We start from the raw sequence: 22,396 nt of genomic DNA on the forward strand, positions 1-22,396 counted from the left end.
GAAGTAGGGAGTTTTTATGAGCAAGCCACTTGCATTAACCGACGTCGTCCTGCGCGACGCGCATCAATCGATTCTTGCCACGCGTCTTCGTATCGACGACATGCTTCCTATCGCCCCCTTACTCGACAAGGTGGGCTTCTGGTCGCTGGAATCCTGGGGCGGTGCTACTTTTGACGCCTGTATTCGTTATCTGGGGGAGGATCCCTGGGAGCGCATTCGCGAGCTTAAGAAGGCCATGCCCAATACGCCGCAGCAGATGTTACTTAGGGGGCAGAACCTGCTGGGCTATCGCCACTATGGTGACGACCTGGTGCACAGGTTTGTCGAGCGCGCGCATCAAAATGGTGTGGATGTGTTCCGTATCTTCGATGCCATGAATGACGTGCGTAACCTGGAGACGGCGGTTAAGTCTGTGGTCGAGGTGGGCGGTCACGCCCAGGGCACCATCTCCTACACCACAAGTCCGGTACACACCCTAGAGACTTGGGTGGACATGGCTAAGCGTCTGGAAGATATGGGCTGTCACTCGCTCTGTATCAAGGATATGGCCGGCCTGCTCAAGCCTTTCGATGCCTTCGATCTCATCAGCCAGCTCAAGGCGCAGACCAACCTGATCATTTCTATGCAGTGCCACGCCACCACGGGCCTGAGCACGGCGACCTATCAAAAGGCGATTGAGGCTGGCATCGACGTGCTCGATACCGCCATCTCTTCGATGAGCCAAACCTATGGTCATAGTGCTACCGAGACCCTGGTGGCCATGGTGGAAGATACCGACAGAGCCACGGGTTACGACATGGCGCTGCTCGAGCAGATCGCCGCCTACTTCAGAGAGGTGCGTAAGAAATATGTCGCCTTCGAAGGGGAGCTCAAGGGGATAGACTCGCGTATTCTGCGCGCCCAGGTGCCAGGTGGCATGCTCACCAACATGGAGAACCAGTTGAGAGAGCAGGGCGCCGCCGACAAGCTGGATCTTGTGCTCGAAGAGATCCCTAAGGTGCGTGAAGATCTTGGCTTTATTCCGCTGGTTACCCCGACCTCACAGATCGTAGGTACCCAGGCGGTGATCAACGTGCTCACAGGTGAGCGTTACAAGTCGCTCACCAAGGAAACCGAAGGTGTGCTCAAGGGTGAGTATGGTGCCACGCCTGCGCCGGTAAACAGTGAGCTACAGGCTCGCGTGCTGGCTGGCGCTGAGGCGATCTGCTGTCGCCCCGCAGACCTGCTGCCCGCCGAGCTGGATAGCCTGAGAGCCGAGCTGAGCGAGAAGGCCGCCAGCGAGCAGATAAGCCTGGCATCTGAGCTGGACGATGATGTCTTGACCTACGCGCTCTTTCCGCAGATCGGCCTTAAGTTCCTCAAGAACCGTGATAATCCGGATGCGTTCGAGCCTAAGCCAGAGGCACCTCAAGCCACAACTCAAGCTGCGACTGCAAGCGAGCCTGCTAGCGCGCGTCAGCCACAGGGCAAGGAGACCTATACGGTCAATGTTCAGGGCCAGAGTTTCGTGGTCGAGGTTTCACCAGGTGGCGATATCAGTCAGATAGTGCCGAGCGAGAATGTGGTGCCTTTTGCCGCGCCAGAGCCTGCCGCACCCGTGGTCGGCGAAGGCTCTCCCATGAACGCCCCCTTGTCTGGCAACATCTTCAAGGTGAATGTGCAGCCAGGGGATGCCGTTAAGGCGGGAGATGTGGTGATCATCCTCGAGGCAATGAAGATGGAGACAGAGATCCGCGCCGAATCCGATGGCGTAGTCGCCAAGGTGTGGGTTAAAGAAGGCGACTCTGTTGCCGTTGGCAATCAATTGCTTGCCATTGCATAGGAGCTAAGATGGACGGATTAATCGCCTTTTGGGCCGAGTCGGGTATTGCTAACTTTACCGGCGGCCAATTGTTGATGATGGCAGTGGGGGCACTCTTGCTCTATCTCGCCATCGCCAGAGGTTTCGAGCCCCTGCTGCTCTTGCCTATCGGGTTTGGCGCCATACTGGCCAACATTCCCAACGGCGGCTTCACCGAAGAGGGCGGCATGCTCTATTACGCCTACCATGTGGGGATCGAAACCGGGGTCTTCCCCTTGCTGATCTTCATGGGGGTCGGGGCCCTGACCGATTTTGGGGCCCTTATTGCCAACCCTAAGATGTTGTTGCTGGGGGCGGCGGCGCAGTTTGGGATCTTCGCCACCCTAATCGGTGCCATCGCCCTTAACGCCGTGCCGGGCTTCGAGTTCACCATGAAGGATGCGGCGGCCATCGCCATCATTGGCGGCGCCGATGGCCCGACGGCCATCTTCCTCGCCTCCAAGCTGGCGCCTGAGCTGCTCGGTGCCATCGCGGTCGCGGCCTACTCATACATGGCGCTGGTGCCCATCATTCAGCCGCCTATCATGAAGCTGCTGACCACTGAGGCCGAGCGTCAGATCAAGATGGAGCAGCTGCGTGAGGTGAGTAAGCTTGAGAAGATTATCTTCCCGCTGGCCGTGCTGGGGCTGACCATTCTCTTCCTGCCGGCGGCGACGCCTCTGGTGGGCATGTTCTGCCTGGGCAACCTGATGCGTGAATCTGGCGTGGTCGATAGACTCTCCAACACGGCGCAAAATGAGCTGATCAACATAGTGACCATCTTCTTAGGCCTGGCGGTGGGCTCTAAGCTCTCGGCTGATAAGTTCCTGCAGCTGGAAACTTTGGGCATCCTGGTGCTGGGGGCCGTGGCTTTCGGTATCGGCACAGCGGCCGGTGTGCTGATGGCGAAGCTGATGAGCAAGTTGTCTGGCGGTAAGATCAATCCGCTGATCGGCGCCGCCGGGGTCTCGGCCGTGCCTATGGCCGCCCGTGTGGTCAACAAGGTGGGTCTGCAGGCCAACCAGCAAAACTTCCTCTTGATGCACGCCATGGGGCCGAACGTGGCCGGTGTGCTGGGCTCTGCGGTCGCCGCCGGTGTCTTGCTGGCGGTACTGGGTGGCTAGTTAAAGCTGATTACATACACGTTAAGCTGATGAAGCGGTCGACACCTGTGTCGGCCGTTTTTTTGACTAAGTATTTGGCTGGGTATTTTAGGGCGGTATTTAAGTGCCGTTTTTAGGTTCAGTTGCTGAGCTCTGTCGTTAACTCCTGCTGTAAAGTCCGCTTTTAATAAGATCAAACAGAACTCTTCTGCAAGACAGCTTTCTCAAAGACAACTATCCATTCGGCTTCCCTTAATCAAGCTAATGCTAAAGCGCTTGATGCAGATCAACGCCTAACTTACCGAATTAGTGTCTTATAGTGTGATGCAGCTCTCAATACGTCAGTTTTGGTGAGCCATGACCCAATTAGTGAGGAGTAGACGATGGAATTACGACCCAATTGCTATACCGATATCTGTGTGAACGGTAAATGGTTTCACTATGACCACGGCGATCATTCGGTGTTTATGTTAAACGGCGGCGATCCATTGACCTTCGAGTTGAGCGAGCTGCCGACTACCGAAGCCGAGCTCGAGGCGCATCTGGCGACCTTCACCCAGCAGGGGTAATTTCCCCCCGCAGGGCGACTGATATTGTGTTAACCGCGCAGGTTTTGCCCTGCGGTGAGCCAGAGCAGAAAGCCGAGTGAGAGCATTAGAGTAGCGCTGATCGCTATGATATAGATAAAGCCCTTCTTGCCTTGTTTCAGTGGCACGCCGTTGAGATAGAGAAACAGCGCCCAGAACAAACTTAAGATGATTGGCAGTAAAAACAGGCGAGCCATGGCGGTTAATTGATACCTTATTGCTGGGTGCAGTTAATATATGATTTAAACTTACTATTTCAAATTTAACAAGCAATTAGCAATAAAAAAGCCGCATTAAGCGGCTTCTTTTTTATCGAGCGGAACTGAGACTAGCTGGCAACCTCAGGAGCGTCGCTCTCTTCATTGCGATAGAACTGCTCCTGGTCGAGCTGACCCTCAGACTTGCCCACCACCACGGCCGTCATCATGTCCCCGGTCACGTTAGTTGCGGTACGTATCATGTCGATCACCCTGTCGATTGAGGCGATAAAGGCGATGCCTTCGAGGGGCAAACCTACCACGCCCAGGGTGACAGAGAGCATCACCATGGCGCTACCGGGTACGCCTGCCGTACCCACAGAGGCCACGGTGGCGGTAACGGCGATCAGCATATAGTCGGTCATCTCCAGCGGGATGCCATAGATCTGCGCGATGAAGATGGCCGCGATGGCCGGATAGATACCGCCACAGCCGTCCATGTTCATGGTGGCACCTAGCGGCAGCACGAAGGCGCCATATTTCTTCGATACGCCCATGGTCTCAGTGGCACGGGTGCTGGCGGGCAGGGTGCCGAAGCTAGACGCCGTGGTGAAGGCAACCAGCTGGGCTGGCATCGCCTTTCTGAAGAACTGCACCGCGCTCAGGCCGGCGCCAAATCTGACCAGGCCACCATAGACGAAGATCATGTGGATCAGCGCGGCGATATAGATGGCGCCGATAAACTTGCCCAGCGGCAATAGGGTAGAAAGGCCATATTCACCTACTACCCAGGCCATCAGGCCGAATACGCCGATAGGGGTCAGTTGCAGTACCATGCGGGTCAGTTGGAACATCACCTCGGCGCCCGCTTCTATGGTGCGTTTGAGCGGCTCGGCCTTCTCGCCAATCTTGTTGATGGCGATACCGACTAAGGCGGCGAAGACGATGATCTGCAGCACCTTGCCTTCGGCCAGGGAGGCAAAAGGATTGACCGGGATCATGTCCAGCAGTACCTGGGCAAAGCCTGGCACGTTACGTTCGCGCACCTCTGTGGTGGCCAGCTCCAGCGAGCCACCCATGTCGATCAGCGACCCAACCGCCAAGCCGATAAGTGAGGCTATGGTGCCGGTCAGCATGAACATGGCCAGGGTCTTGATACTCAGGCGCTTGAGGCTAACATCATTACCCAGAGAGGTGATGCTGACGACGATGGCGCAGAATATCAGCGGCGCAACCAACATCTTGATTGCCGCGATAAAGAGGTCGCCCAGCGGCTTGAGTTGGGTTGCCTGCTCGCCCAGGACAACGCCCAGGCCAACCCCTAAGATGAAACCGGCGAGAACTTTCTGCCAAAAGGGGATCTGTTTAATTGTTTGCCACATGGGATCTATTCCAAATTTATTAAGTCGTTATTGTGGATGGCGTTTCGAATCAAAAATGAATTGCTTGTTCTAGCATGAGCCATCCAGGTATTTCAACCTTAGCGAGTGAGCCAGATATTGTATCTGGCTGATGCCTTGCTTACCAAAGCGATTTTGTTATAACTTATTGTGATATAAGAGTTTGTTTTAATAAGATTAAATTTTTACTTTTAGGTAACATGATCACCTTGAAAACAGCACACATAAAAATTTACTTTTTTTCATTAGGTAAGGGATCATGACGGCGTTATGGTTGATCTTTAGCGGCGCCTTTTTAGCCGCCACCTTGTTACCGGGTGGATCTGAGGTACTACTGGCGGCGCTGATCAATCAGGCGCCCGAGACCTGGGTCTCCCTAGTGGTCATGGCGACCCTGGGCAATACCTTAGGGTCTCTAACCAGTTACTATCTTGGCGCCCTGGGGCGTTTCGCCAAGACGCCCGAGGAGATGGCCAGCGGCCGTTATCGTCATGGGCTGCAGCTCATCGAGCGCTACGGCTACTGGAGCCTGCTGCTTGCCTGGACGCCCCTCATCGGCGATATCTTATGCCTGCTGGCAGGCTGGCTCAGGATGCCACTGGTCAAGTCCAGCATAATGATTTTTATAGGGAAAGGAGTGCGCTATCTGCTGGTTGCGGCGTTGGCGTTACATTGGTTGTAAGCGGTGTGGTCTTTTGGGACGAACTTATTTTGGCAAAAGCTGTCTCGATAAAGGCTGGCCTCACTGTTTCAAATAGGAGTAAAGAATGAAAAAATGGATATTGGCTGCGGCGATCTCGGCCGCGCTAAGCGCCTGTGCCAACGCACCGGCAAACGTGGCGCTGCCTCAGGGCGTTTCGCTGATTGAAAATGTGGCCCTGGCCGAGTCGGGCGTCGGCATTCCCTACAAGAAATATCAACTGGCCAACGGCCTGACGGTGATCCTGCACCAAGATCATTCCGATCCTCTGGTGCATGTGGATGTCACCTATCATGTGGGTTCGGCAAGAGAGCTACCAGGACGCTCTGGATTTGCGCACCTGTTTGAACACATGATGTTCCAGGGCTCAGAGCATGTGGGTGACGAGCAGCACTTCAAGACGGTAACCGAAGCCGGTGGCACACTTAACGGCACCACCAACACAGACCGCACCAACTATTTCGAGACTGTGCCCAGCAATCAGCTAGAGAAGATGCTCTGGCTGGAGTCGGATCGCATGGGGTACTTCTTGCCCGCGCTGACCGACAACAAGTTTGAGGTGCAGCGCGAGACGGTGAAGAACGAGCGCGCTCAGCGTATCGACAATCAGCCCTATGGTCGCATGAACGAGCGCTTCAATCAGGCCTTCTACCCCAGCGGACATCAGTATTCCTGGCCCGTCATCGGCTGGCCAGACGATCTCAATCGCGCCCAGCTCGATGATGTTAAGCACTTCTTCCAGCGCTGGTACGGCCCGAACAACGCCACACTCACCATAGGCGGCGATTTCGACGAGATGCAGACCCTGGCCTGGGTGAACAAATATTTTGGTGAGATTCCAAGAGGCCCAGAGGTGAAGCCTGAGGCCAAGACGCTGGTCACTCTAGACAAGACCCGCTACATCTCCATGGAAGACAGGGTGCACCTACCGCTGCTGCGCATGGCATTTCCAACTGTGTATGCCAGCCATGAAGATGAAGCGGCGCTGGATCTGCTGGCCAACATCATCGGCGGCGGACCTACCTCGCTGGTGTACAAGAACCTGGTGAAGGATGGCTATGCTGTGCAGGCCGGCGTGAGCCACCCCTGTCAGGAGCTGGCCTGTCAGTTCTCTATCTATGCCCTGGCAAACCCTGCCAGAGGTGGTCAGCTGGCGGATGTCGAGCGTCGTATTCGCGAGTCTATCGCCGAGTTTGAACAGCGCGGCGTGACAGATGACGACCTACAGAAGGTGAAGGTGCAGTTTGAGGCAAACACCATCTTCGGTCTGCAGAGCGTCAAGGGCAAGGTATCGACCCTGGCCCTGAATCAGACCTTCTTCGGTAATCCCGATATGATAGCCCACGATCTCAAGCGCTACGCCAACGTCACCAAGGAAGATGTGATGCGGGTGTTTAACACCTACATCAAGGGCAAGCCGTCTGTTGTGATGAGTGTGGTGCCTCAGGGGCAACAGCAGCTGATCGCTCATAAAGATAACTTTGTCGCACCTGCGCCGCGTGTGGCTGCCGAGGCCGTGAGCGGCATGGTTGATGTGCCAAAGGCTGGAAGCAGCTTCGATCGCAGCGTCATGCCGAGCGCCCAGCAGGCACCCGTTATCACGGCGCCAAGCCTGTGGAAAGATAAGCTGAGCAACGGCATAGAGGTCATGGGTACTGAGAGCGATGAGACCCCAACCGTCGAGCTGCTTATCTACCTCAACGGTGGCCATCGCCTGGCCGACGTGAAACAGGCGGGTTTAGCCGGTCTGACCGCGGCCATGCTCAATGAATCCAGCGACAAGCGCAGCACAGAAGAGCTGGCCCAGGCGCTGGAGATGCTCGGCAGCAGCGTCAGCTTCGGCAGCAGCATCTATCAGAGCTATATTAAGGTCTCGGCCCTGACCTCGCATCTGGATGAGACCCTGGCGATCGTCGAGGAGAAACTGTTCCATCCTGGCTTTAAAGAGAGCGATTTTGCCCGGGTGCAGCAACAACATCTGCAGAGCCTGCAACACATGCAGTCGGACCCTAACTATGTCGCCGACAGTCAGTTCGATGCCTTGCTCTACGGCAAATACACCGCCCTTGGGGTGAGTGAGATGGGCACGCCCGCTAGTGTGTCTCAGTTGACCCTGGATGATGTCAAAGCCTTCTACAACAAGCAGTTCCGCGCCGGTAACGCCCAGATAGTGGCCGTGACTAACCTGTCCAAGGCCCAGCTGATGCCTAAGCTGAAGGGGCTGGCTCAGTGGCAAGGGGAGGCGACGCCATTGCCGAGTCTTGCCGCCATGCCAGCCCTCGATGCCGGCACCGTCTATATCCTGGACAAGCCGGGCGCGGCCCAGTCGGTGATCAAGATAGGTAAGCGCGCTATGCCCTATGACGCCACCGGTGAGTTCTTCAAGTCATATTTGATGAACTATCCACTGGGCGGCGCCTTTAACAGCCGCATCAACCTCAACCTGCGTGAAGACAAGGGCTACACCTATGGTGCCCGCAGCTACTTCAGCGGGGGCAGCGAGCTTGGTTTGTTCGAGGCTTCGGCCAGCGTGCGCAGCGATGTCACCGCCAAGGCGCTCACTGAGTTTGCCAAGGAGATCAACGCTTATCAGGCTGAAGGGATGACAGACACGGAACTGGCCTTCCTGCGCAGCTCTATCTCTCAGGGCCAGGCACTGGATTATGAGACGCCATATCAAAAGGCGGGCTTCATGCGTAAGATCCAGCGCTACAAGCTTGCCGCCGATTACACCCAGCAGCAGGCCGATATCATCAAGGCCGTTGGCAAGGATGAGCTGAACCAGTTGGCCAAGGAGAAGCTGAGCCTGGACAAGATGATAGTGCTGATTGTCGGTGATAGGGCGAAGATCGAACAGGAGATTAAAGCTCTGGGCTACCAGGTGAAAAATTTGCAGTTGTAATCTGTAGCTTGCGCCCCAATATAGGCCCTAGCGGTGAGCATTTACTCTGCTCACCGCTTTATTTTTTCCCTTGCCAAGGATCTAGCACAGCGGCTATTTTGTGGTGATGGCGAAAGCAAACGCGCTTTTTGCAGGTCTGACTTGCAAGGCAAACGGTTGAAGCAATGAGAGACGAAGAATTTGAACTCTTTCGATGAAGTGATAGGCCTACTCGACAACGAGCAGGGAAGCGCCGCACTGGCAGGTATGCAACGAGGTATCGAGCGCGAAGCATTGCGTATTGAGCCAAATGGTCATCTGGCCATGGATAAACATCCTAAGGCGCTCGGCTCGGCACTGACCCATTCGCGGATCACCACAGACTACAGCGAGTCCCTGTTAGAGTTTATCACCCCTGTCTATCAAGATATCTCAGCCTTGCTGACGGATCTCACCCAGACCCACGCCTTTTCGGTAAGGCACCTGGGCCAGCAGCAACTCTGGCCGGTGAGTATGCCCTGTTATGTCGGCGATGTGGCCGATATCCCTATCGCCGATTATGGCAGTTCTAATACCGGGAAGCTAAAGCGTTTGTACCGCAAAGGCCTCACCTATCGCTATGGCGCCCAGATGCAGATCATCTCTGGCGTGCACTTTAATTTTTCCGTATCCGACGCCCTGTGGGAGCTGCTCTACCAAGCTTCGGATAAACGCCTGAGCAAAGGCGATTTCATCTCTGAATCCTATTTTGGATTGATCCGTAACTACCGCCGTCTGGTATGGGTATTGCCATATCTGTTTGGCGCCTCACCGGCGCTGTGTGGCTCCTTCATCAAAGATCAACAGACAGATCTCGCCTTCGAGAAATTAGGCAAAGGCACCCTCTATCTGCCCTATGCCACCTCATTGCGCATGAGCGATCTGGGTTACACCAACAAGGAGCAGGAGCGACTCAACATCAGCTACAACTCTCTGGCTGAGTACCTCGAGGGGATCAACGCGGCGATCAAGATGCCATCGGCTCATTTCGAGGCGATTGGCGTCAAGGTCGACGGCGAGTTCCGTCAGCTAAATGCCAACGTGCTGCAGATCGAAAACGAATTCTACTCGCCCATCCGCGCGAAGCGGGTCACCCTCGCCGGCGAAAAGCCTTCTCAGGCCTTGGCCCGCGCCGGGGTCGAATATATCGAGGTGCGTGCACTGGACGTCAACCCCTTCAGCCCTGTGGGGATAGATGCCGATCAGGTGCGTTTCCTGGACCTCTTCCTGCTGCACTGCCTGTTGACGCCATCGCCAAAGAGCGATGCGACAGATGAGGCCGCCATCGGCGCTAACCTAAGTAAGGTGATCACCCGTGGCCGTGAGCCTGGATTGACCCTTAATCGTGGGGGCGAGCAAGTCACGCTACAGGCCTGGCTCGAGTCTCTGTTTGGTGAGTTAAGCACCTTGGCTAAGCTGCTCGATGGTGAGGAACAGGCTTATCAAGACAGCCTAGCCCATTGGCTCGAGGCGGTGCGCGACCCAGCCGAGACGCTATCTGGTCGCGTGATGTCGGCACTATTGGCCGAGGGGATAGATCATAGCCAGTGGGTGAAATCCCTGGCGAAAGACTATTACCATGCCCTGCGCGAGTATCCGCTGACGCCTGAGGTTGAGGCGGCCTATGAGGCGGCGGCCGAGCAATCCTTGGCGGCCCAGGCCAAGCTCGAGGCGGAATCAGTGCAGGATTTCGAGCAGTATCTTGCCGACTATTTTGCCGAGGCGCCCGCGCCGATAGACCAAGTGGTATAAGCATGAAGGCTCGCGCTATTGGTGCAGGTATTGGTCTGCTGACACTGTCTATGCTGTCGGGCTGCGCCTCCGGCCCCGACAATGAATCGCTGTGCGCGACCGTGTCTGGCTATCAGATGCCGGATGAGTCTCAGGGCTTGTACCGCGCCGTGGTGACCCATCTTAATGGTAAGCCTGTGATCTCAAGGCCCAACTATCGTCTCGCGCCGGGGGAGTATCAATTCACCCTGGCCGAACTCATCGACTCGCCGCGACTCAAGGTGAAGCTTGCGGCGCGCCAGACCAAGACGCTGACGCTGCATCTCGAGGCGAATCAGCGCTATCATCTGGCGGCTCAGTTTAATCAGGACAAGATCTATCGCGGCCTGGATACCGACTATTGGCAACCCGTGGTGTGGGCCCAGGAGTCTCATGAGTGTGAGTTCCTCAACGAATCAAACTAATGGATTGATAGCATGGGGTAAATTTGCCGTCTGGCGATTGCTTCTCTACAGCAAGGATGTGAAACTAGCCCAATGTGTTTAATGTTTTCGGTCTGTTGATGAGAAAGATTTCCTTAGCCTTACTTGCCGTTAGCCTCCTGTCATTGGGGGGGTGTGCCACCTCACCGCCAGAGGATCCTGAAAACCTCTGCGCCATCTATCAAGAGAATCGAGACTGGTATGAGGCCGCGGTCGATACCCGCGAGAAGTGGGGCGTGCCGGTACATGTGCCCCTGGCAATGATGTATCAGGAGAGTTCATTTAAACACAACGCGGCGCCGCCGATGGAGTACTTCTTGGGCTTTATCCCCATCGGCCGTGCCAGCGACGCCTATGGTTACGCCCAAGCTAAGACGCTAACCTGGGATGACTATGTGCGCGAGACGGGCAACTCCTGGTCGAGCCGCAGCAACTTCGACGATGCCATGGATTTCATGGGCTGGTTTATCTACAAGACCCACAAGATCAATGGGGTTTCCAAGTGGGATGCCCGCAATCAATATCTCAATTATCACGAGGGGTGGGGCGGTTATAAGCGTGGTACCTACAGGCAGAAGCCTTGGCTGATCAAGGTGGCCGATAAGGTCGACAAGCGCTCTAAGCGTTATGCCGCCCAGTACCGCAGCTGTCAGGAAGACCTAGACTCCTCCTGGTTGTGGCGCCTCTTCTTCGGTTAACCTTTGGTGTGGGCTTCGTCAGTTTTTAAACTTTAGGCGAAGCCCAAAAAAGGTACATGCCGCGTCGTTAATGTGCCTCCTCCATGTGCCTCCTCGGGGCGTTATTCCCTCTTTGTTCCTCGAAATACTGCCTATCTTAAACTCAAAAACTCACTGTTTTTATCAGCGTACAATAACTGGCGGTTATTTTGAGGCTAAGTCAATGCTGCTTAAGTCTTTTTGCGCTACTTGGGTTAATCCAGGCGATCACTGTTATCTGCATTTAAAAATGACTATAATGCGCGCAAAACAATAGCCTTACCCTACAAAAAGGATAAAAGATGACTAAGCCATTTGTTGCCGTACTCATGGGATCGGATTCTGATCTCCCAACAATGCAAGCCACCTTAGATGTACTTAAAACTTTCGGTATTCAATACGAAGCCAAGGTGACCTCGGCGCACCGTACGCCTGCAGCGACCCACGCTTACGTTCACGATGCTGAAGAGCGTGGTTGTAAGGTCTTTATCTGCGCGGCGGGTCTGGCGGCTCACCTGGCAGGTGCCGTAGCCGGTATCACCACACGTCCGGTTATCGGTGTGCCAGTAGATTGCGGTCCACTACAGGGCCACGACGCTCTGCTATCGACAGTGATGATGCCTGGCGGCGTGCCTGTGGCTACGGTTGCTATCGGCAGCGCGGGTGCGAAGAACGCCGGTTACCTAGCGGCGCAGATGCTGGCTGTTGGCGATGACGCCCTTGCTCTTGCCGTAAAAGAAGAGCGCGCCAAGTCGGCTGAAGCCGTACAGGCAAAAGATGCCAAGCTACAAGAGAAGCTGGCTAACGCTTAATGCCTGCCTAATGGCTGTTTGATGCCTGTTATAAAGGCGACTTCATCAGCCAGAGACGCCACCTATTCGGGTGGCGTTTTTTTATCTCATCTCTGATTGAATTTTCTCGTCACTTTTTTAACTGACGCTTAACCCTTTTTCATTTCCCCTACGTCTATAGCTGTGAAGGGCGCTTTTACCTAATGGCTAGGATGAATAGCTTGGATGAAAGGCTACTAGGATGACAGTGGCGTGGGATAGATTTAGTCCTAGGCACTCGATTCGCCCGGATAGATACCCGTAAATTGCTGAAAAGCGAAGCAACTTGTTGCCAAAGCATGGACAAACCCTGTCGAGGGATGCAGACTCAGCTATTGCATGAGTTTAACGCCGCTCGAGGAGTCGGTATGAGGGAGTCCCAGCGTGGAACAGGTATCTGAAGTAACCGCAGATAGTGATCAAATCCTGATGGCGCAATACGCCCAGGGAGATCAAGGCGCCTTTGAGCAGCTTTATCATAAACACAAGGGCGGCCTGTATCGCTATTTCAAGCGTCAACTAGGCGACAGTGCCCTGGCCGAAGATCTCTATCAAGAGACCTGGAGCCGGGTGATAAAGGCCGCCGCAGGCTATGAGCAGCGCGCCAAGTTTACCACCTGGCTCTATCGCATCGCCCATAACTTGCTGATCGATCATGTCAGGGCGCTGAAACCTGTGGACAGCCTAAGCGACCCGGCAGGTGAGGAGCAGTCCTTGGAGGCTGTCATCCCCAGCGATGACAGCGGCCCGGACGGTCGGCTCGAGAATGAGCAGAAGGCCTTGATCTTAAAGCACTGCATCAGCCTACTGCCCCATGTGCAGAAAGAAGCCTTTCTGCTGAATGTGGAGATGGGATTTACCGCGGCGGCGATAGGTGAGATCGCCGGGGTTGGCATGGAGGCCACTAAGAGTCGAATTCGTTATGCTAATCAGGCGCTCAAGGCCTGTGTGCAACAGAAAATGGCAGGAGCAGTCTAATGTCAGATGAAAACGATAAAATGCTCTCGGATGCCGAGCTAAAGGCGCTCTATCTGGCTAAGGCCACAGAGCAGCCATCAACTGAGCTGGATGCCCGTATCCTGGCGATGGCCCAGCAACGCTTAAGTGAACATGCTGGCGAGAGCGGGCAGAGCGGGCAGAGCGGGTCAGCCAATGTTATTCAGGTAAGCTTTTGGCGCCGTTATCGCTGGCCGCTGTCATCGGCCGCCTCAGTGCTGCTGTTATCCAGCCTGTTACTGCTAAATCTCAATGGGCCCACGCCCATAAACGATCAAGTCCGGCCCATGCTTGCCAGTGAGCCTCAGGCGATGCGCATGGCTGCGCCGTCCGAGAAGCAAGAGCCGAAAGTGCAGCAAGAGCCGATCGTTCAGCAAGAGGCGAAAGTGCAGCAGGGCCCGAGTGCCCAGGCTGATGCAGCAGATGCCGAGCTGGCAAGCCCTCAGGGCTTGCCTATGATGGCGCGTAAAGCGCCTGTTGATCTGAAAACTGAGAGCCAGAGCGATGGCCAGGGTGAGCTCGAATCGTTAACGGCGCAGCAAGTCGGTGCTGCTGCTCTGGATACTACAACAGATGCAAAAGCAACGACTCAGGCCAAGGCGGTGATATCGGATATTCAGGCGGTGAACCATCTGCAGCAGCTGGTCGATAGCAAGCTGTGGAGTGATGCCGATACCCTGTACCAGAGACTGCTCAAGGAGCGTCCAAGGCTGGAAGATAACAGCCATCCCCAGCATGCGCAGTGGCAAGCGTTAGTGAAGCAGATTAAGGCTCACTCGCAGAGTAAAGAGTGACAGTAACTGAAACAATAGCATTGAAAACGGGGCCTTAGTGCCCCGTTTTGTTATTCAAACCAAGATTTTACCGCATCCCAAATTCCCAGCGAGTGCCCCTCGAGCAGATCTATCCCCAACGCGGATTTCAGCAGATAGAGGAGGAGTAACCCCAGGCTCAAGCTGATCAGGATAAGGGCGATGACGACGCCAAACAGCGCCAGGCTGGAGAGACGTTTCTCGCGCCGGGTGAATGCCCGGCGGTTGCGCCCCAGCAGCATCACATAGTAGAAACGCCAGGGGATAAAGGGGATGGAAAAGGTGCCTCGGCTGTCTATGGCGTGTCGCTGCGAGCTGCGTCCCTGCAAGGCGTTATCTATCGCCTCGAGCTGTGCCTGACTATAGCTTGCCGCCAGCGCCTTGGGTTGGCTCGCCAGAAACTGGGCGATGCGCTGACTCTGTTCGCTAGAGGCTGGCGCCTTTTTTGTTACCTTAGTGTCGATATCCTGTCCCATAGCCACCCGAGATAGAAGGAATTTTGGCCTAAGTATAGTTGTACACATTTGCTAATACTTCTTTAGCCACAAATTACTGTAGATTTAAGGAAAGTTTGCTACCTTGTTGCCCCATAAGAATAAATCCGACTTAATTATGGGCGCTTTATGAAACTCTCTCACCTGTTTGCCTGCTGCGCAATTGCATTGGGCACCGCTTCTTCCGCACCACTTTTTGCCGCTCAAGCTGAAAATGTAAAAGCAGAAAGCCAGGCTACTGAGCAGAACGTCGGCTACTACCGCTCGCCTGCGATTCATGGCGATACCTTGGTGTTTACTGCAGAAGGGGATCTCTGGGTTCAACAATTAGGCGATGCTCAGGCGAGAAGGCTTACCAGCCTGCCGGCGCAAGAGCTCGGGGCAGCTATCTCAAACGATGGCAAGCAGCTTGCCTTTGTCGCTAACTATGAAGGGGCGAGCGAGGTCTATGTCATGCCCATACAGGGCGGCGTCGCCAAGCGAGTCAGTTTCGAAAACAGCCGCGTGCGGGTGCAGGGCTGGACGCCAGATGGCAAGGTGCTCTACGCCACCGATAATGCCTTCGGCCCGGCCAACTATTGGGTGCTGCGCAGCGTCGACCCTAAGAGCTTGACCACTCAAGATCTGCCGCTGGCCGATGCCATCGAAGGCGTGGTGGATAACGCCGGTGAATATGTCTACTTTACCCGCTTCGGTCTGCAAGCCACCGGCGATAACGCCAAGGTGTATCGCGGCGGCGCCAAGGGAGAGCTGTGGCGCTATAAGCTTGGCAGTGACCAGGAGGCTCAGCCCTTAACCGCCGAGCATGAAGGCTCGGTGCGCCAGCCCATGTTGTGGCAAGATCGTCTCTATTTCGTCAGCGACAGCAGCGGTAACGATAATATCTGGTCCATGGCCTTAGATGGCAAAGACCTGCGTCAGCTTACTCAGTTTAGTGACTGGCAGGTACGCGGTGCTCGTCTCGAGCAGGGACGCGTGATGTTCCAGCAGGGCGCCGATATCAAGCTTTATGATATCGCCAGCAATCAGGTGTCGACCCTGGATATTCACCTGACCTCAGATTTTCCTGAGCGCCGTGAGCACTGGGTCAACAAGCCGATGAAATATGCCACCTCCACCAGCCTGGCGCCCAGCGGCGACAAGGTGGTGATCACCGCCCGCAGCCATGTGGCACTGGCGGGCACAGATGGCTCGCGTCTGGTTGAGCTGGCCCTGCCTGGAGACTACCGGGTTCGCGGCGCAGTGATGAGCCCTGATGGCAAGTGGGTCTATGGGATCAGCGATGCCTCGGGCGAGCAGGAGATCTGGCGCTTTAGCGCAGATGGCAGCGATGAGGCTAAACAGCTCACCCAAGATGGCAAGGCCCTGCGTATGGCGCTGAGCCTCTCACCCGATGGACGTTACATTGCCCACGATGATTACAACGGCGACCTCTGGCTCTTGGATCTCAAGAAGGGGCGTAACAGCAAGATATTGACCAATGGTCAGGGACTCGGGCCCTATGGTGATGTGGTCTGGTCGAACGATAGCCGTTTCATTGCCGTCACTAAGGATGAACGAGGTCAGCTAAGACCACAGATAGTGCTCTATTCTCTGGAAGAGGAGAGAGCCGAGGCGCTGACCAGCGACAAGTATGAATCTTTCTCGCCTGCCTTTAGCGATGATGGTCAGTGGCTCTATTTCATCTCTAACCGTGAGTTTAATGCCACCCCAACCTCGCCTTGGGGCGATCGCAACATGGGACCGGTTTTTGACAAGCGCGGGCAGATCTTCGCCCTGGCGCTGACGCCTAAAGCGGTATTCCCCTTCAGCAAGCCTAACGAGTTAAATCAGCCGGCGGCCAAAGAGGAAGAAGCGGCTAAAAAGCCAGCCAAGACACAGGTTCAGTGGCAGGGGCTCAGCAAGCGCCTGTGGCAGGTGCCGGTCGCCTCTGGTAATTACAGCCAGTTACAGGTCACCGAGAAGGGGCTCTACATGCTGGCAAATTCTGTCGATGGCGCCCAGGCTCCCAATCTGATGTGGGTCAAGTTCGACCCCCTCGGCCCTAAGGTGGAAACCTTCAGCGAAGATGTGGCCAGTTATGCGCTCTCTGGTGATGACAGCAAGCTCTTCCTGCGCCGCCACAGCAAAGGCGGCATGGATATGCTGATCGTCGATGCGGGCGAATCCCTGCCCAAAGATCTTGCCCATGCCAAGGTACAGACAGAGCAGTGGCAACTGGCGATCTCGCCGCAGCTCGAGTGGCAGCAGATGTTTGAAGATGCCTGGCTGATGCACAGAGATTCCTTCTTCGACAAGAAGATGCGTGGCCTCGACTGGCAGGCGACCAAGGCCAAGTACCAGCCGCTGCTAGCCAGACTGACCGACCGTCACGAACTGAACGATATTTTCATGCAGATGATGGGTGAGCTCGATGCCTTGCACTCTCAGGTGCGCGGCGGCGATCTGCCGCTAGATCCTAATCAGCCCCAGGGCGCTAACTTAGGTGCCCGCCTGTTACAGACCAAGCAAGGGGTCGAGATAGCCCATATCTATCAAAACGATGCCGAGTTGCCGCAGCAGGCTTCGCCGCTGGCTAGAGTCGATGTTGATGCCAAGGTGGGCGACATCATCTTGGCTATCAACGGCAAGCCGGTTGCAAACGTTGCCGATGTGGCCCGCCATCTGCGCAACCAGGCGGATAAGCAGGTACTGCTGACCCTCAAGCGCGATCGCAACAGCTTCAAGACAATCGTGCTGCCGGTCGCAAACCGTATCGATGCCAAACTTAGATACCTGGACTGGGTCAACAACAATAACCAGAAGGTGACTAAGGCGGCAGGCGGTGACATAGGTTACCTACACCTCTATGCCATGGGCTCGGGCGATATCGCCAACTTTGCCCGCGAGTTCTACGCCAACATAGAGAAGAAGGGCCTGATCATAGATGTGCGCCGCAACCGTGGCGGCAACATCGACAGCTGGATCATAGAGAAACTGCTACGCCGCGCCTGGATGTTCTGGCAGCCAACCCAGGGCACACCGAACACCAATATGCAGCAGACCTTCCGTGGTCATCTGGTGGTGTTGACCGATCAGCTAACCTATTCAGATGGCGAGACTTTCTCTGCCGGTATTAAGGCTCTAGGCCTGGCACCGCTCATCGGTAAGCAGACCGCCGGGGCCGGTGTCTGGCTATCGGGTCGTAACTCGCTGACCGATAAAGGGATGGCGCGGGTTGCCGAGTATCCTCAGTACGCCATGGACGGACGCTGGATAGTGGAAGGCCGCGGTATCAGCCCAGATATCGAGGTCGACAACCTGCCACATGCCACCTTTAAGGGCGAGGATGCCCAGCTGAATAAGGCGCTGAATTACCTTAAGCAGAAGCTGGAGTTAGAACCTGTGCTACCCATTAAGGCGCAGCCTATGCCAAGCAGCGGGATGGCCCAAGACGTCAAATAACACTTTGATTTGCCCTTAAGTTAACTCAAACCATTTTAGGGGGTTACCGACCAAGCAGTTCCCAGGTCGGTAACCTCCATTTTTATGGGCGGCTGTTGCTGTTTTTTTCTGCTGTATCAGATACAAACTGCAAAATTTGTATTAGCTTATAGGTATGTCGCAGTCATAGTTTAGGTTGCTAGGTCGAATATTAGGAAGGTGAACATGAAAACCACTTATGGAGTTAGCAAAGGTCACACAGTTACAGGTGCCTTGTTGCGACTAGGCGCTGTATTATTGAGTACGGCTTCCTTAGGTTCAGCACCGTTAGCCCATGCCGAGCAGCAGGGATTTTCTGTCACCCTGGGCGGTTTTTACGCTAACTCTGATTCCGGCATTGTGGTACAAAACCCAGATCTCGGTAAAGACTTCACCCTAGATTTCGAGAACGATCTGGCCCTGGTCGAGAAGGAGCTCCTGCCCACCCTGGAACTGGCCTACTGGTTTAATGAAGATCACGGCGTCTATCTCGATTGGAAACGACTGGATCGCGAGGCCCGTAATCGCTCAATCTCTAAGCCCTACGAGTATACCGAGGTGAACTCGGGCCAGACCTACCTGGTGCAGGCGGGGGCGGATATCAGCACCATCTTTAACGTGGATATTCTGCGCCTGGGCTATCGCTATAACTTTTACAGTGGCGAGGATGTCGACCTGACCCTGCTTGCCGGTCTGCATATCATGTGGCTCAAGCTGCAGTTTGTGGGGGAAATTGGGGCCTGCGTCGACGACCAGTGCCAGGTGGTGGACGTTAATCCCAAGAGCAATGCCCTTACCGAGGTGACGGCGCCGCTACCCGATCTCGGCCTGCAAGGGCGCTACCGTATTAACGATCGCTGGAGCCTCTCAGGTTGGGCGCAGTATTTCTATGTCAGCCTGGGGGATACCAAGGGGCAATTGTTCGACTTCAGCGCAGGGGTCAACTACCAGCTGAGTGATTCTCTGGATGTGGAGTTGGGTTATAAGTATTACAAGATAGATGTCGAGGTCGAGAAAGATCTAGCCGATTTCGATATCTATTATGGTTTCAAAGGCCCGGCTTTGTCGCTAACCTACCAGTTCTAGTCCGTACCGATACTAGCCCTCAGAAACATTAGTGCTAGCCCCTTTGGCGCGGCGTTATCTCAATGGCTATCTCTTTGGCCAGTGAGTTGGCGATAAAGCAGTGTTTGTGGGCGAGGGCATGCAGCTTAGCTAGCTGTTCTTCGCTCAGTGGCTGCGCCAATTCAACCTCTGGGGTAAGTGCTATGTGGGTGATAGCCATCTGCCCCTTTTGATTTCTCCCCAGCTCGGCCCTTGCCTCGTCGTGATAACTCAGCAGCGTCAGACGTTTCTTCTCCACTATGGTGAGAAAACTCAGCATGTGGCAGGCCGCCAGCGCGCTAAGCAGACTCTCCTCAGGATTGACCTTATCCTGGCTACCCAGATACTCGGGGGCGGCCGAGCCGGCGACGACTTGGCCGCTGGCGAAGCTAAGCTGGTGATCCCGGCTCATCTTTTCGTCGCCTGTACCAGAGTCTTTAGCTAGAGGCTCTCTTTGCAGAGGCTCTGAGTTTTGTGCAGTGTGATGGCTACCATGAGTGGCTGGTGGCCAAGAGACGGTAACCGAAAAAGACATGCTGTCGGGCCCACTGGAATGCGAAATAGAATGCGGCCACTATAGCAAACTTTGAAAACCTTTTGGGAAAGGTTGGAAACCTTATGAAATGAGGTTACGCCGCATCCCGCTGCGCCGCTTTTTCAAGGGTGCTCTGGTCGAGAGCACTTAGCTTTAGCGCGAGTGACGATAGCGTGACCCTGTCTTGAGTTAGTTCGGCGACGTTTGCTAGTTGTCTATGGTGCTCGTCACCACGACTCTTGGTCATCGCAGCTTTATCGCTGGCGAGTTGGCGTGTCCATCTCTGATAGGCCGCCGCAGGTGAAATTCGCATGGTATCTGCCCTTGCTGTTTGGCGCCTGTCTATCAGGAGTGTCATCAGGCGCCATAGTGTTTACTGAGCAGATAATAAACAGATGCTGCTGTATCCAGGCTGAATGAAATTTAAACAAACAGGCTAAAGTCAACCAGCGCCAGCAAGGCGGCGACGGCTAGGCTAGCGGGCAGGCGTTTTGCCTGGTAGCTAAGCAGCAAGATAACCGCCAGCGCCGCGGCGCTCATCACGCCAAACAGCAAAATTGTCGCGTAGGCGGGCTCATATTGGCCGAGCAGCGCGAGAAAGCTTAAGGCGAGCGAGGCCCAGCCTGTCAGGGTAAGCGCCCTCTGTTGAATCTGTGTGGGTGGACGTTTGAAGCAGCTCTTGAAGTGGCTGAACATGGCCAGTGCCAGGGCGCCAAAGGCAATAAAGGCCATACAAAGGGCTAGGCAAAGGGATAGGCCGATGGATAGGTTCATTGGCGGACCTCCTCTAAATCACCATCTCTTGTTTCACGAGTCATAGCCGATGTGTTGGGTCTGGTAGCTCTTACAACGCTGGCCCTGCCAGCTCTTGCCGTGTCTGTTCTCGGGCTGGTGGCACTTTGGCGCGGATTGATTAGCTTTGACTGCCTTACCTGCCTGGCGGCAAATCCCAGTGCCAGGGCAAACAGCAGGCTGACCATATCGAAGCCTACCAGAGTCCATTGATTATCAATCATGTTAGCGAGCAGACTCTGCCCCGAGGTGACGGCGCCCACTAGCGGCAACGCCGCAAAGGCCAGGGTGCCCAGCAATAGCCATTGACGCCAGCGCCGCCAGGACTGCGCGCCGCGAAGGCCATCCCACAGGGCGACTAGGGCGATGACTGCCAGCGTGATAAAGAAGGCATCCACCTCACGCTGCGGTCGGTCAACCATATAGAGCGGCAACAGACGGTTTGCGTAGAAAAAGATTGCGGTGGCGAGAGGAAGGCCGCAGATAAAACTGATGTTGAGCCCATCCACTAGCCTGAGGCCGACAGTCGGCTCGGTGCCAGATTGAATCGCCTTTTGTTGTTTCTGGGCGATCTTTACCGCCCATAGCAGGGTGCCAGTGGCGACCATGGCGCAGCCGAGCAGGCCGCAGAGGAAGAAGAAACCTCGCAAGGCCCAGTCGGCAAAGCGCGCGGTATGCAGCGCCATCAGGGTGTCATAGGTCTTGTAGGTGGCGCTGTCCGGATCAGCCTTAGATATCAGTTCACCCTTTACTCCGTCGAAAATCAACAGATTACGCCTATCTGTCACCGTCTGCTCGCTGTTGAGGGCGAAGCTGATGCGGCTGTTATCTTTCCCTGGCGCGCTGATGCTAACCTGCTTAAGCGGCGCCGCGTCCCACTGCTGTTGTATTTGATGTAGCAGGCTAGTGGCCTCGATGAGTGGCGCCGCTTCTTTGCTGGGCTTAGCCTGAATACGGGCGGGGTTGAGGTCGGCCCTGAAGGCGCGCACGTCGCCATCGTACTCTTGCAATGCGCCCCAAGGCATGAACATGAACATCAGAGTGATGAGACCCGTATAGGTGATGATCAGGTGATAGGGCAGGGCCATCACGGCGCTGACATTGTGGGCGTCGAGCCATGAGCGACTGCCCTTTGCCGGCCGAAAACTGAAGAAGTCTTTAAAGATCCGTTTGTGGATCACCACGCCGCTTATCAGGGCGATTAGCATCGCCATGGTGGCGAGCCCCACTATCCAGCGCGCGGCCACAACAGGCAGATAATGCAGATCAAAATGCAGGCGGTAGAAGAAGTTGCCACCTCGCGATTCGCGGATCTCGGTGATTATCTGCTGACCATCCTTGCTGATCACATGCTCATGGAACTTGCCGCGACGCTCACCCTTTTTAGGCTCGTCTGCCCAGCCGAAGCTGAGGTAAGGCTTGCGCTCACTCGGGAAGGAGATGGTCCAGCTCGCGGCGTCGGGGGCCTTGTCGGCCAGATAGGCCTGGCCCTTTGCGATCTGTTGACCAATTCGCTGCTGGTCATAGTCTTGAAAGACAGACTTGTGCAGCTCGGGTTTGCTCCATAGGCTGATCTCGTGACGAAAATAGCTCAGGCTGCCGGCAAAGAAGATAAGCAGTAGTAGCCAGCAAACGGCGAGGCCAGCCCAGGTGTGCAGCCAGGTCATGGAGCGGAAAAAAGTCTCTTTCATGGGA

At 55.3% G+C, this 22,396-nt stretch carries 20 protein-coding genes; 13 read left to right on the forward strand and 7 right to left on the reverse strand.

All coding sequences use genetic code 11. The annotated features are described in order from the left end of the window. Positions 1 to 16: 16 nt before the first annotated feature. The 3 genes from oadA (at position 17) to K0I31_RS06215 (ending at position 3,512) form a co-directional block, all read left to right on the forward strand. The gene (gene oadA / locus K0I31_RS06205; protein WP_220080254.1) at positions 17 to 1,822 is read left to right on the forward strand and encodes a sodium-extruding oxaloacetate decarboxylase subunit alpha; all 1,806 of its coding nucleotides are present in this window, start codon (positions 17 to 19) and stop codon (positions 1,820 to 1,822) included. Between the two features lie 8 nt (positions 1,823 to 1,830). Continuing rightward, on the forward strand, positions 1,831 to 2,964 hold the full coding sequence (locus K0I31_RS06210) for a sodium ion-translocating decarboxylase subunit beta (protein WP_220044658.1): 1,134 nt from the start codon (positions 1,831 to 1,833) through the stop codon (positions 2,962 to 2,964). Positions 2,965 to 3,326: 362 nt separating this feature from the next. Further along, complete coding sequence (locus K0I31_RS06215; protein ID WP_011865024.1) at positions 3,327 to 3,512, forward strand: hypothetical protein; 186 nt, start codon at positions 3,327 to 3,329, stop codon at positions 3,510 to 3,512. A 29-nt stretch (positions 3,513 to 3,541) separates the two neighbouring features. On the opposite strand, the gene K0I31_RS06220 is transcribed toward K0I31_RS06215, so the two are convergent. Then, positions 3,542 to 3,727 (reverse strand): hypothetical protein, encoded by a 186-nt coding sequence (locus K0I31_RS06220; RefSeq protein ID WP_011865025.1) that lies wholly within the window; start codon positions 3,725 to 3,727, stop codon positions 3,542 to 3,544. Between the two features lie 131 nt (positions 3,728 to 3,858). After that, the gene (locus tag K0I31_RS06225) at positions 3,859 to 5,109 is read right to left on the reverse strand and encodes a dicarboxylate/amino acid:cation symporter (protein WP_220080255.1); all 1,251 of its coding nucleotides are present in this window, start codon (positions 5,107 to 5,109) and stop codon (positions 3,859 to 3,861) included. A gap of 277 nt (positions 5,110 to 5,386) precedes the next feature. Here K0I31_RS06225 and K0I31_RS06230 point away from each other — a divergent pair, with 277 nt between their 5' ends. From K0I31_RS06230 to K0I31_RS06265, 8 genes are all read left to right on the forward strand, one after another. Then, positions 5,387 to 5,809, forward strand: coding sequence for a YqaA family protein (locus K0I31_RS06230; RefSeq protein ID WP_220080256.1), 423 nt, complete (start codon positions 5,387 to 5,389; stop codon positions 5,807 to 5,809). An 85-nt stretch (positions 5,810 to 5,894) separates the two neighbouring features. Then, positions 5,895 to 8,729: a M16 family metallopeptidase gene (locus K0I31_RS06235; RefSeq protein WP_220080257.1), complete on the forward strand. Its 2,835-nt coding sequence runs from the start codon at positions 5,895 to 5,897 to the stop codon at positions 8,727 to 8,729. Between the two features lie 180 nt (positions 8,730 to 8,909). Further along, positions 8,910 to 10,499 carry a glutamate--cysteine ligase gene (gene gshA / locus K0I31_RS06240; RefSeq protein ID WP_258406581.1) on the forward strand — a complete coding sequence of 530 codons (1,590 nt, stop codon included), beginning with the start codon at positions 8,910 to 8,912 and terminating at the stop codon, positions 10,497 to 10,499. Between the two features lie 2 nt (positions 10,500 to 10,501). Continuing rightward, positions 10,502 to 10,942 (forward strand): hypothetical protein, encoded by a 441-nt coding sequence (locus K0I31_RS06245; protein ID WP_011865030.1) that lies wholly within the window; start codon positions 10,502 to 10,504, stop codon positions 10,940 to 10,942. A gap of 98 nt (positions 10,943 to 11,040) precedes the next feature. Beyond that, on the forward strand, positions 11,041 to 11,658 hold the full coding sequence (locus K0I31_RS06250; RefSeq protein WP_220080258.1) for a transglycosylase SLT domain-containing protein: 618 nt from the start codon (positions 11,041 to 11,043) through the stop codon (positions 11,656 to 11,658). A gap of 320 nt (positions 11,659 to 11,978) precedes the next feature. After that, positions 11,979 to 12,488 (forward strand): 5-(carboxyamino)imidazole ribonucleotide mutase, encoded by a 510-nt coding sequence (gene purE, locus K0I31_RS06255; protein ID WP_041510500.1) that lies wholly within the window; start codon positions 11,979 to 11,981, stop codon positions 12,486 to 12,488. A gap of 447 nt (positions 12,489 to 12,935) precedes the next feature. Continuing rightward, positions 12,936 to 13,484, forward strand: a complete 549-nt coding sequence (locus K0I31_RS06260) for a sigma-70 family RNA polymerase sigma factor (RefSeq protein WP_220080785.1) — start codon at positions 12,936 to 12,938, stop codon at positions 13,482 to 13,484. Beyond that, positions 13,484 to 14,296 carry a hypothetical protein gene (locus K0I31_RS06265; protein WP_220080259.1) on the forward strand — a complete coding sequence of 271 codons (813 nt, stop codon included), beginning with the start codon at positions 13,484 to 13,486 and terminating at the stop codon, positions 14,294 to 14,296. The genes K0I31_RS06260 and K0I31_RS06265 overlap by 1 nt, the downstream gene beginning before the upstream one ends. 50 nt (positions 14,297 to 14,346) lie before the next feature. On the opposite strand, the gene K0I31_RS06270 is transcribed toward K0I31_RS06265, so the two are convergent. Beyond that, on the reverse strand, positions 14,347 to 14,790 hold the full coding sequence (locus K0I31_RS06270; RefSeq protein ID WP_258406583.1) for a hypothetical protein: 444 nt from the start codon (positions 14,788 to 14,790) through the stop codon (positions 14,347 to 14,349). 147 nt (positions 14,791 to 14,937) lie between these two features. Between K0I31_RS06270 and K0I31_RS06275 the strand changes: the two genes are divergently transcribed. Beyond that, positions 14,938 to 18,252, forward strand: coding sequence for a S41 family peptidase (locus K0I31_RS06275; RefSeq protein ID WP_220080261.1), 3,315 nt, complete (start codon positions 14,938 to 14,940; stop codon positions 18,250 to 18,252). A gap of 276 nt (positions 18,253 to 18,528) precedes the next feature. Beyond that, positions 18,529 to 19,356: a DUF2490 domain-containing protein gene (locus K0I31_RS06280; RefSeq protein WP_258406584.1), complete on the forward strand. Its 828-nt coding sequence runs from the start codon at positions 18,529 to 18,531 to the stop codon at positions 19,354 to 19,356. A gap of 34 nt (positions 19,357 to 19,390) precedes the next feature. Here K0I31_RS06280 and K0I31_RS06285 read toward each other — a convergent pair whose 3' ends face one another. From K0I31_RS06285 to K0I31_RS06300, 4 genes are all read right to left on the reverse strand, one after another. After that, the gene (locus K0I31_RS06285) at positions 19,391 to 19,786 is read right to left on the reverse strand and encodes an OsmC family protein (protein ID WP_220080263.1); all 396 of its coding nucleotides are present in this window, start codon (positions 19,784 to 19,786) and stop codon (positions 19,391 to 19,393) included. A 217-nt stretch (positions 19,787 to 20,003) separates the two neighbouring features. Further along, positions 20,004 to 20,222, reverse strand: a complete 219-nt coding sequence (locus K0I31_RS06290; protein ID WP_220080264.1) for a hypothetical protein — start codon at positions 20,220 to 20,222, stop codon at positions 20,004 to 20,006. A gap of 110 nt (positions 20,223 to 20,332) precedes the next feature. After that, entirely contained in the window at positions 20,333 to 20,683 is a 351-nt protein-coding gene (locus tag K0I31_RS06295) for a DUF3325 domain-containing protein (protein WP_220080265.1), read from the reverse strand. Beyond that, positions 20,680 to 22,392, reverse strand: a complete 1,713-nt coding sequence (locus tag K0I31_RS06300) for a PepSY-associated TM helix domain-containing protein (RefSeq protein WP_220080266.1) — start codon at positions 22,390 to 22,392, stop codon at positions 20,680 to 20,682. Before K0I31_RS06300 ends, K0I31_RS06295 begins: the two co-directional genes overlap by 4 nt. Positions 22,393 to 22,396 lie beyond the last annotated feature (4 nt).

Source organism: Shewanella spartinae, assembly GCF_019457555.1.
Lineage (GTDB): Bacteria > Pseudomonadota > Gammaproteobacteria > Enterobacterales > Shewanellaceae > Shewanella > Shewanella loihica.

What these genes read in the sequence shown, in the direction of transcription:
- oadA (WP_220080254.1), top strand. Translation starts at nt 17, where the DNA reads ATGAGCAAGCCACTTGCATTAACCGACGTCGTCCTGCGCGACGCGCAT.
- K0I31_RS06210 (WP_220044658.1), top strand. Translation starts at nt 1,831, where the DNA reads ATGGACGGATTAATCGCCTTTTGGGCCGAGTCGGGTATTGCTAACTTT.
- K0I31_RS06215 (WP_011865024.1), top strand. Translation starts at nt 3,327, where the DNA reads ATGGAATTACGACCCAATTGCTATACCGATATCTGTGTGAACGGTAAA.
- K0I31_RS06220 (WP_011865025.1), bottom strand. Translation starts at nt 3,727, where the DNA reads ATGGCTCGCCTGTTTTTACTGCCAATCATCTTAAGTTTGTTCTGGGCG.
- K0I31_RS06225 (WP_220080255.1), bottom strand. Translation starts at nt 5,109, where the DNA reads ATGTGGCAAACAATTAAACAGATCCCCTTTTGGCAGAAAGTTCTCGCC.
- K0I31_RS06230 (WP_220080256.1), top strand. Translation starts at nt 5,387, where the DNA reads ATGACGGCGTTATGGTTGATCTTTAGCGGCGCCTTTTTAGCCGCCACC.
- K0I31_RS06235 (WP_220080257.1), top strand. Translation starts at nt 5,895, where the DNA reads ATGAAAAAATGGATATTGGCTGCGGCGATCTCGGCCGCGCTAAGCGCC.
- K0I31_RS06245 (WP_011865030.1), top strand. Translation starts at nt 10,502, where the DNA reads ATGAAGGCTCGCGCTATTGGTGCAGGTATTGGTCTGCTGACACTGTCT.
- K0I31_RS06250 (WP_220080258.1), top strand. Translation starts at nt 11,041, where the DNA reads ATGAGAAAGATTTCCTTAGCCTTACTTGCCGTTAGCCTCCTGTCATTG.
- purE (WP_041510500.1), top strand. Translation starts at nt 11,979, where the DNA reads ATGACTAAGCCATTTGTTGCCGTACTCATGGGATCGGATTCTGATCTC.
- K0I31_RS06260 (WP_220080785.1), top strand. Translation starts at nt 12,936, where the DNA reads ATGGCGCAATACGCCCAGGGAGATCAAGGCGCCTTTGAGCAGCTTTAT.
- K0I31_RS06265 (WP_220080259.1), top strand. Translation starts at nt 13,484, where the DNA reads ATGTCAGATGAAAACGATAAAATGCTCTCGGATGCCGAGCTAAAGGCG.
- K0I31_RS06270 (WP_258406583.1), bottom strand. Translation starts at nt 14,790, where the DNA reads ATGGGACAGGATATCGACACTAAGGTAACAAAAAAGGCGCCAGCCTCT.
- K0I31_RS06275 (WP_220080261.1), top strand. Translation starts at nt 14,938, where the DNA reads ATGAAACTCTCTCACCTGTTTGCCTGCTGCGCAATTGCATTGGGCACC.
- K0I31_RS06285 (WP_220080263.1), bottom strand. Translation starts at nt 19,786, where the DNA reads ATGAGCCGGGATCACCAGCTTAGCTTCGCCAGCGGCCAAGTCGTCGCC.
- K0I31_RS06290 (WP_220080264.1), bottom strand. Translation starts at nt 20,222, where the DNA reads ATGCGAATTTCACCTGCGGCGGCCTATCAGAGATGGACACGCCAACTC.
- K0I31_RS06295 (WP_220080265.1), bottom strand. Translation starts at nt 20,683, where the DNA reads ATGAACCTATCCATCGGCCTATCCCTTTGCCTAGCCCTTTGTATGGCC.
- K0I31_RS06300 (WP_220080266.1), bottom strand. Translation starts at nt 22,392, where the DNA reads ATGAAAGAGACTTTTTTCCGCTCCATGACCTGGCTGCACACCTGGGCT.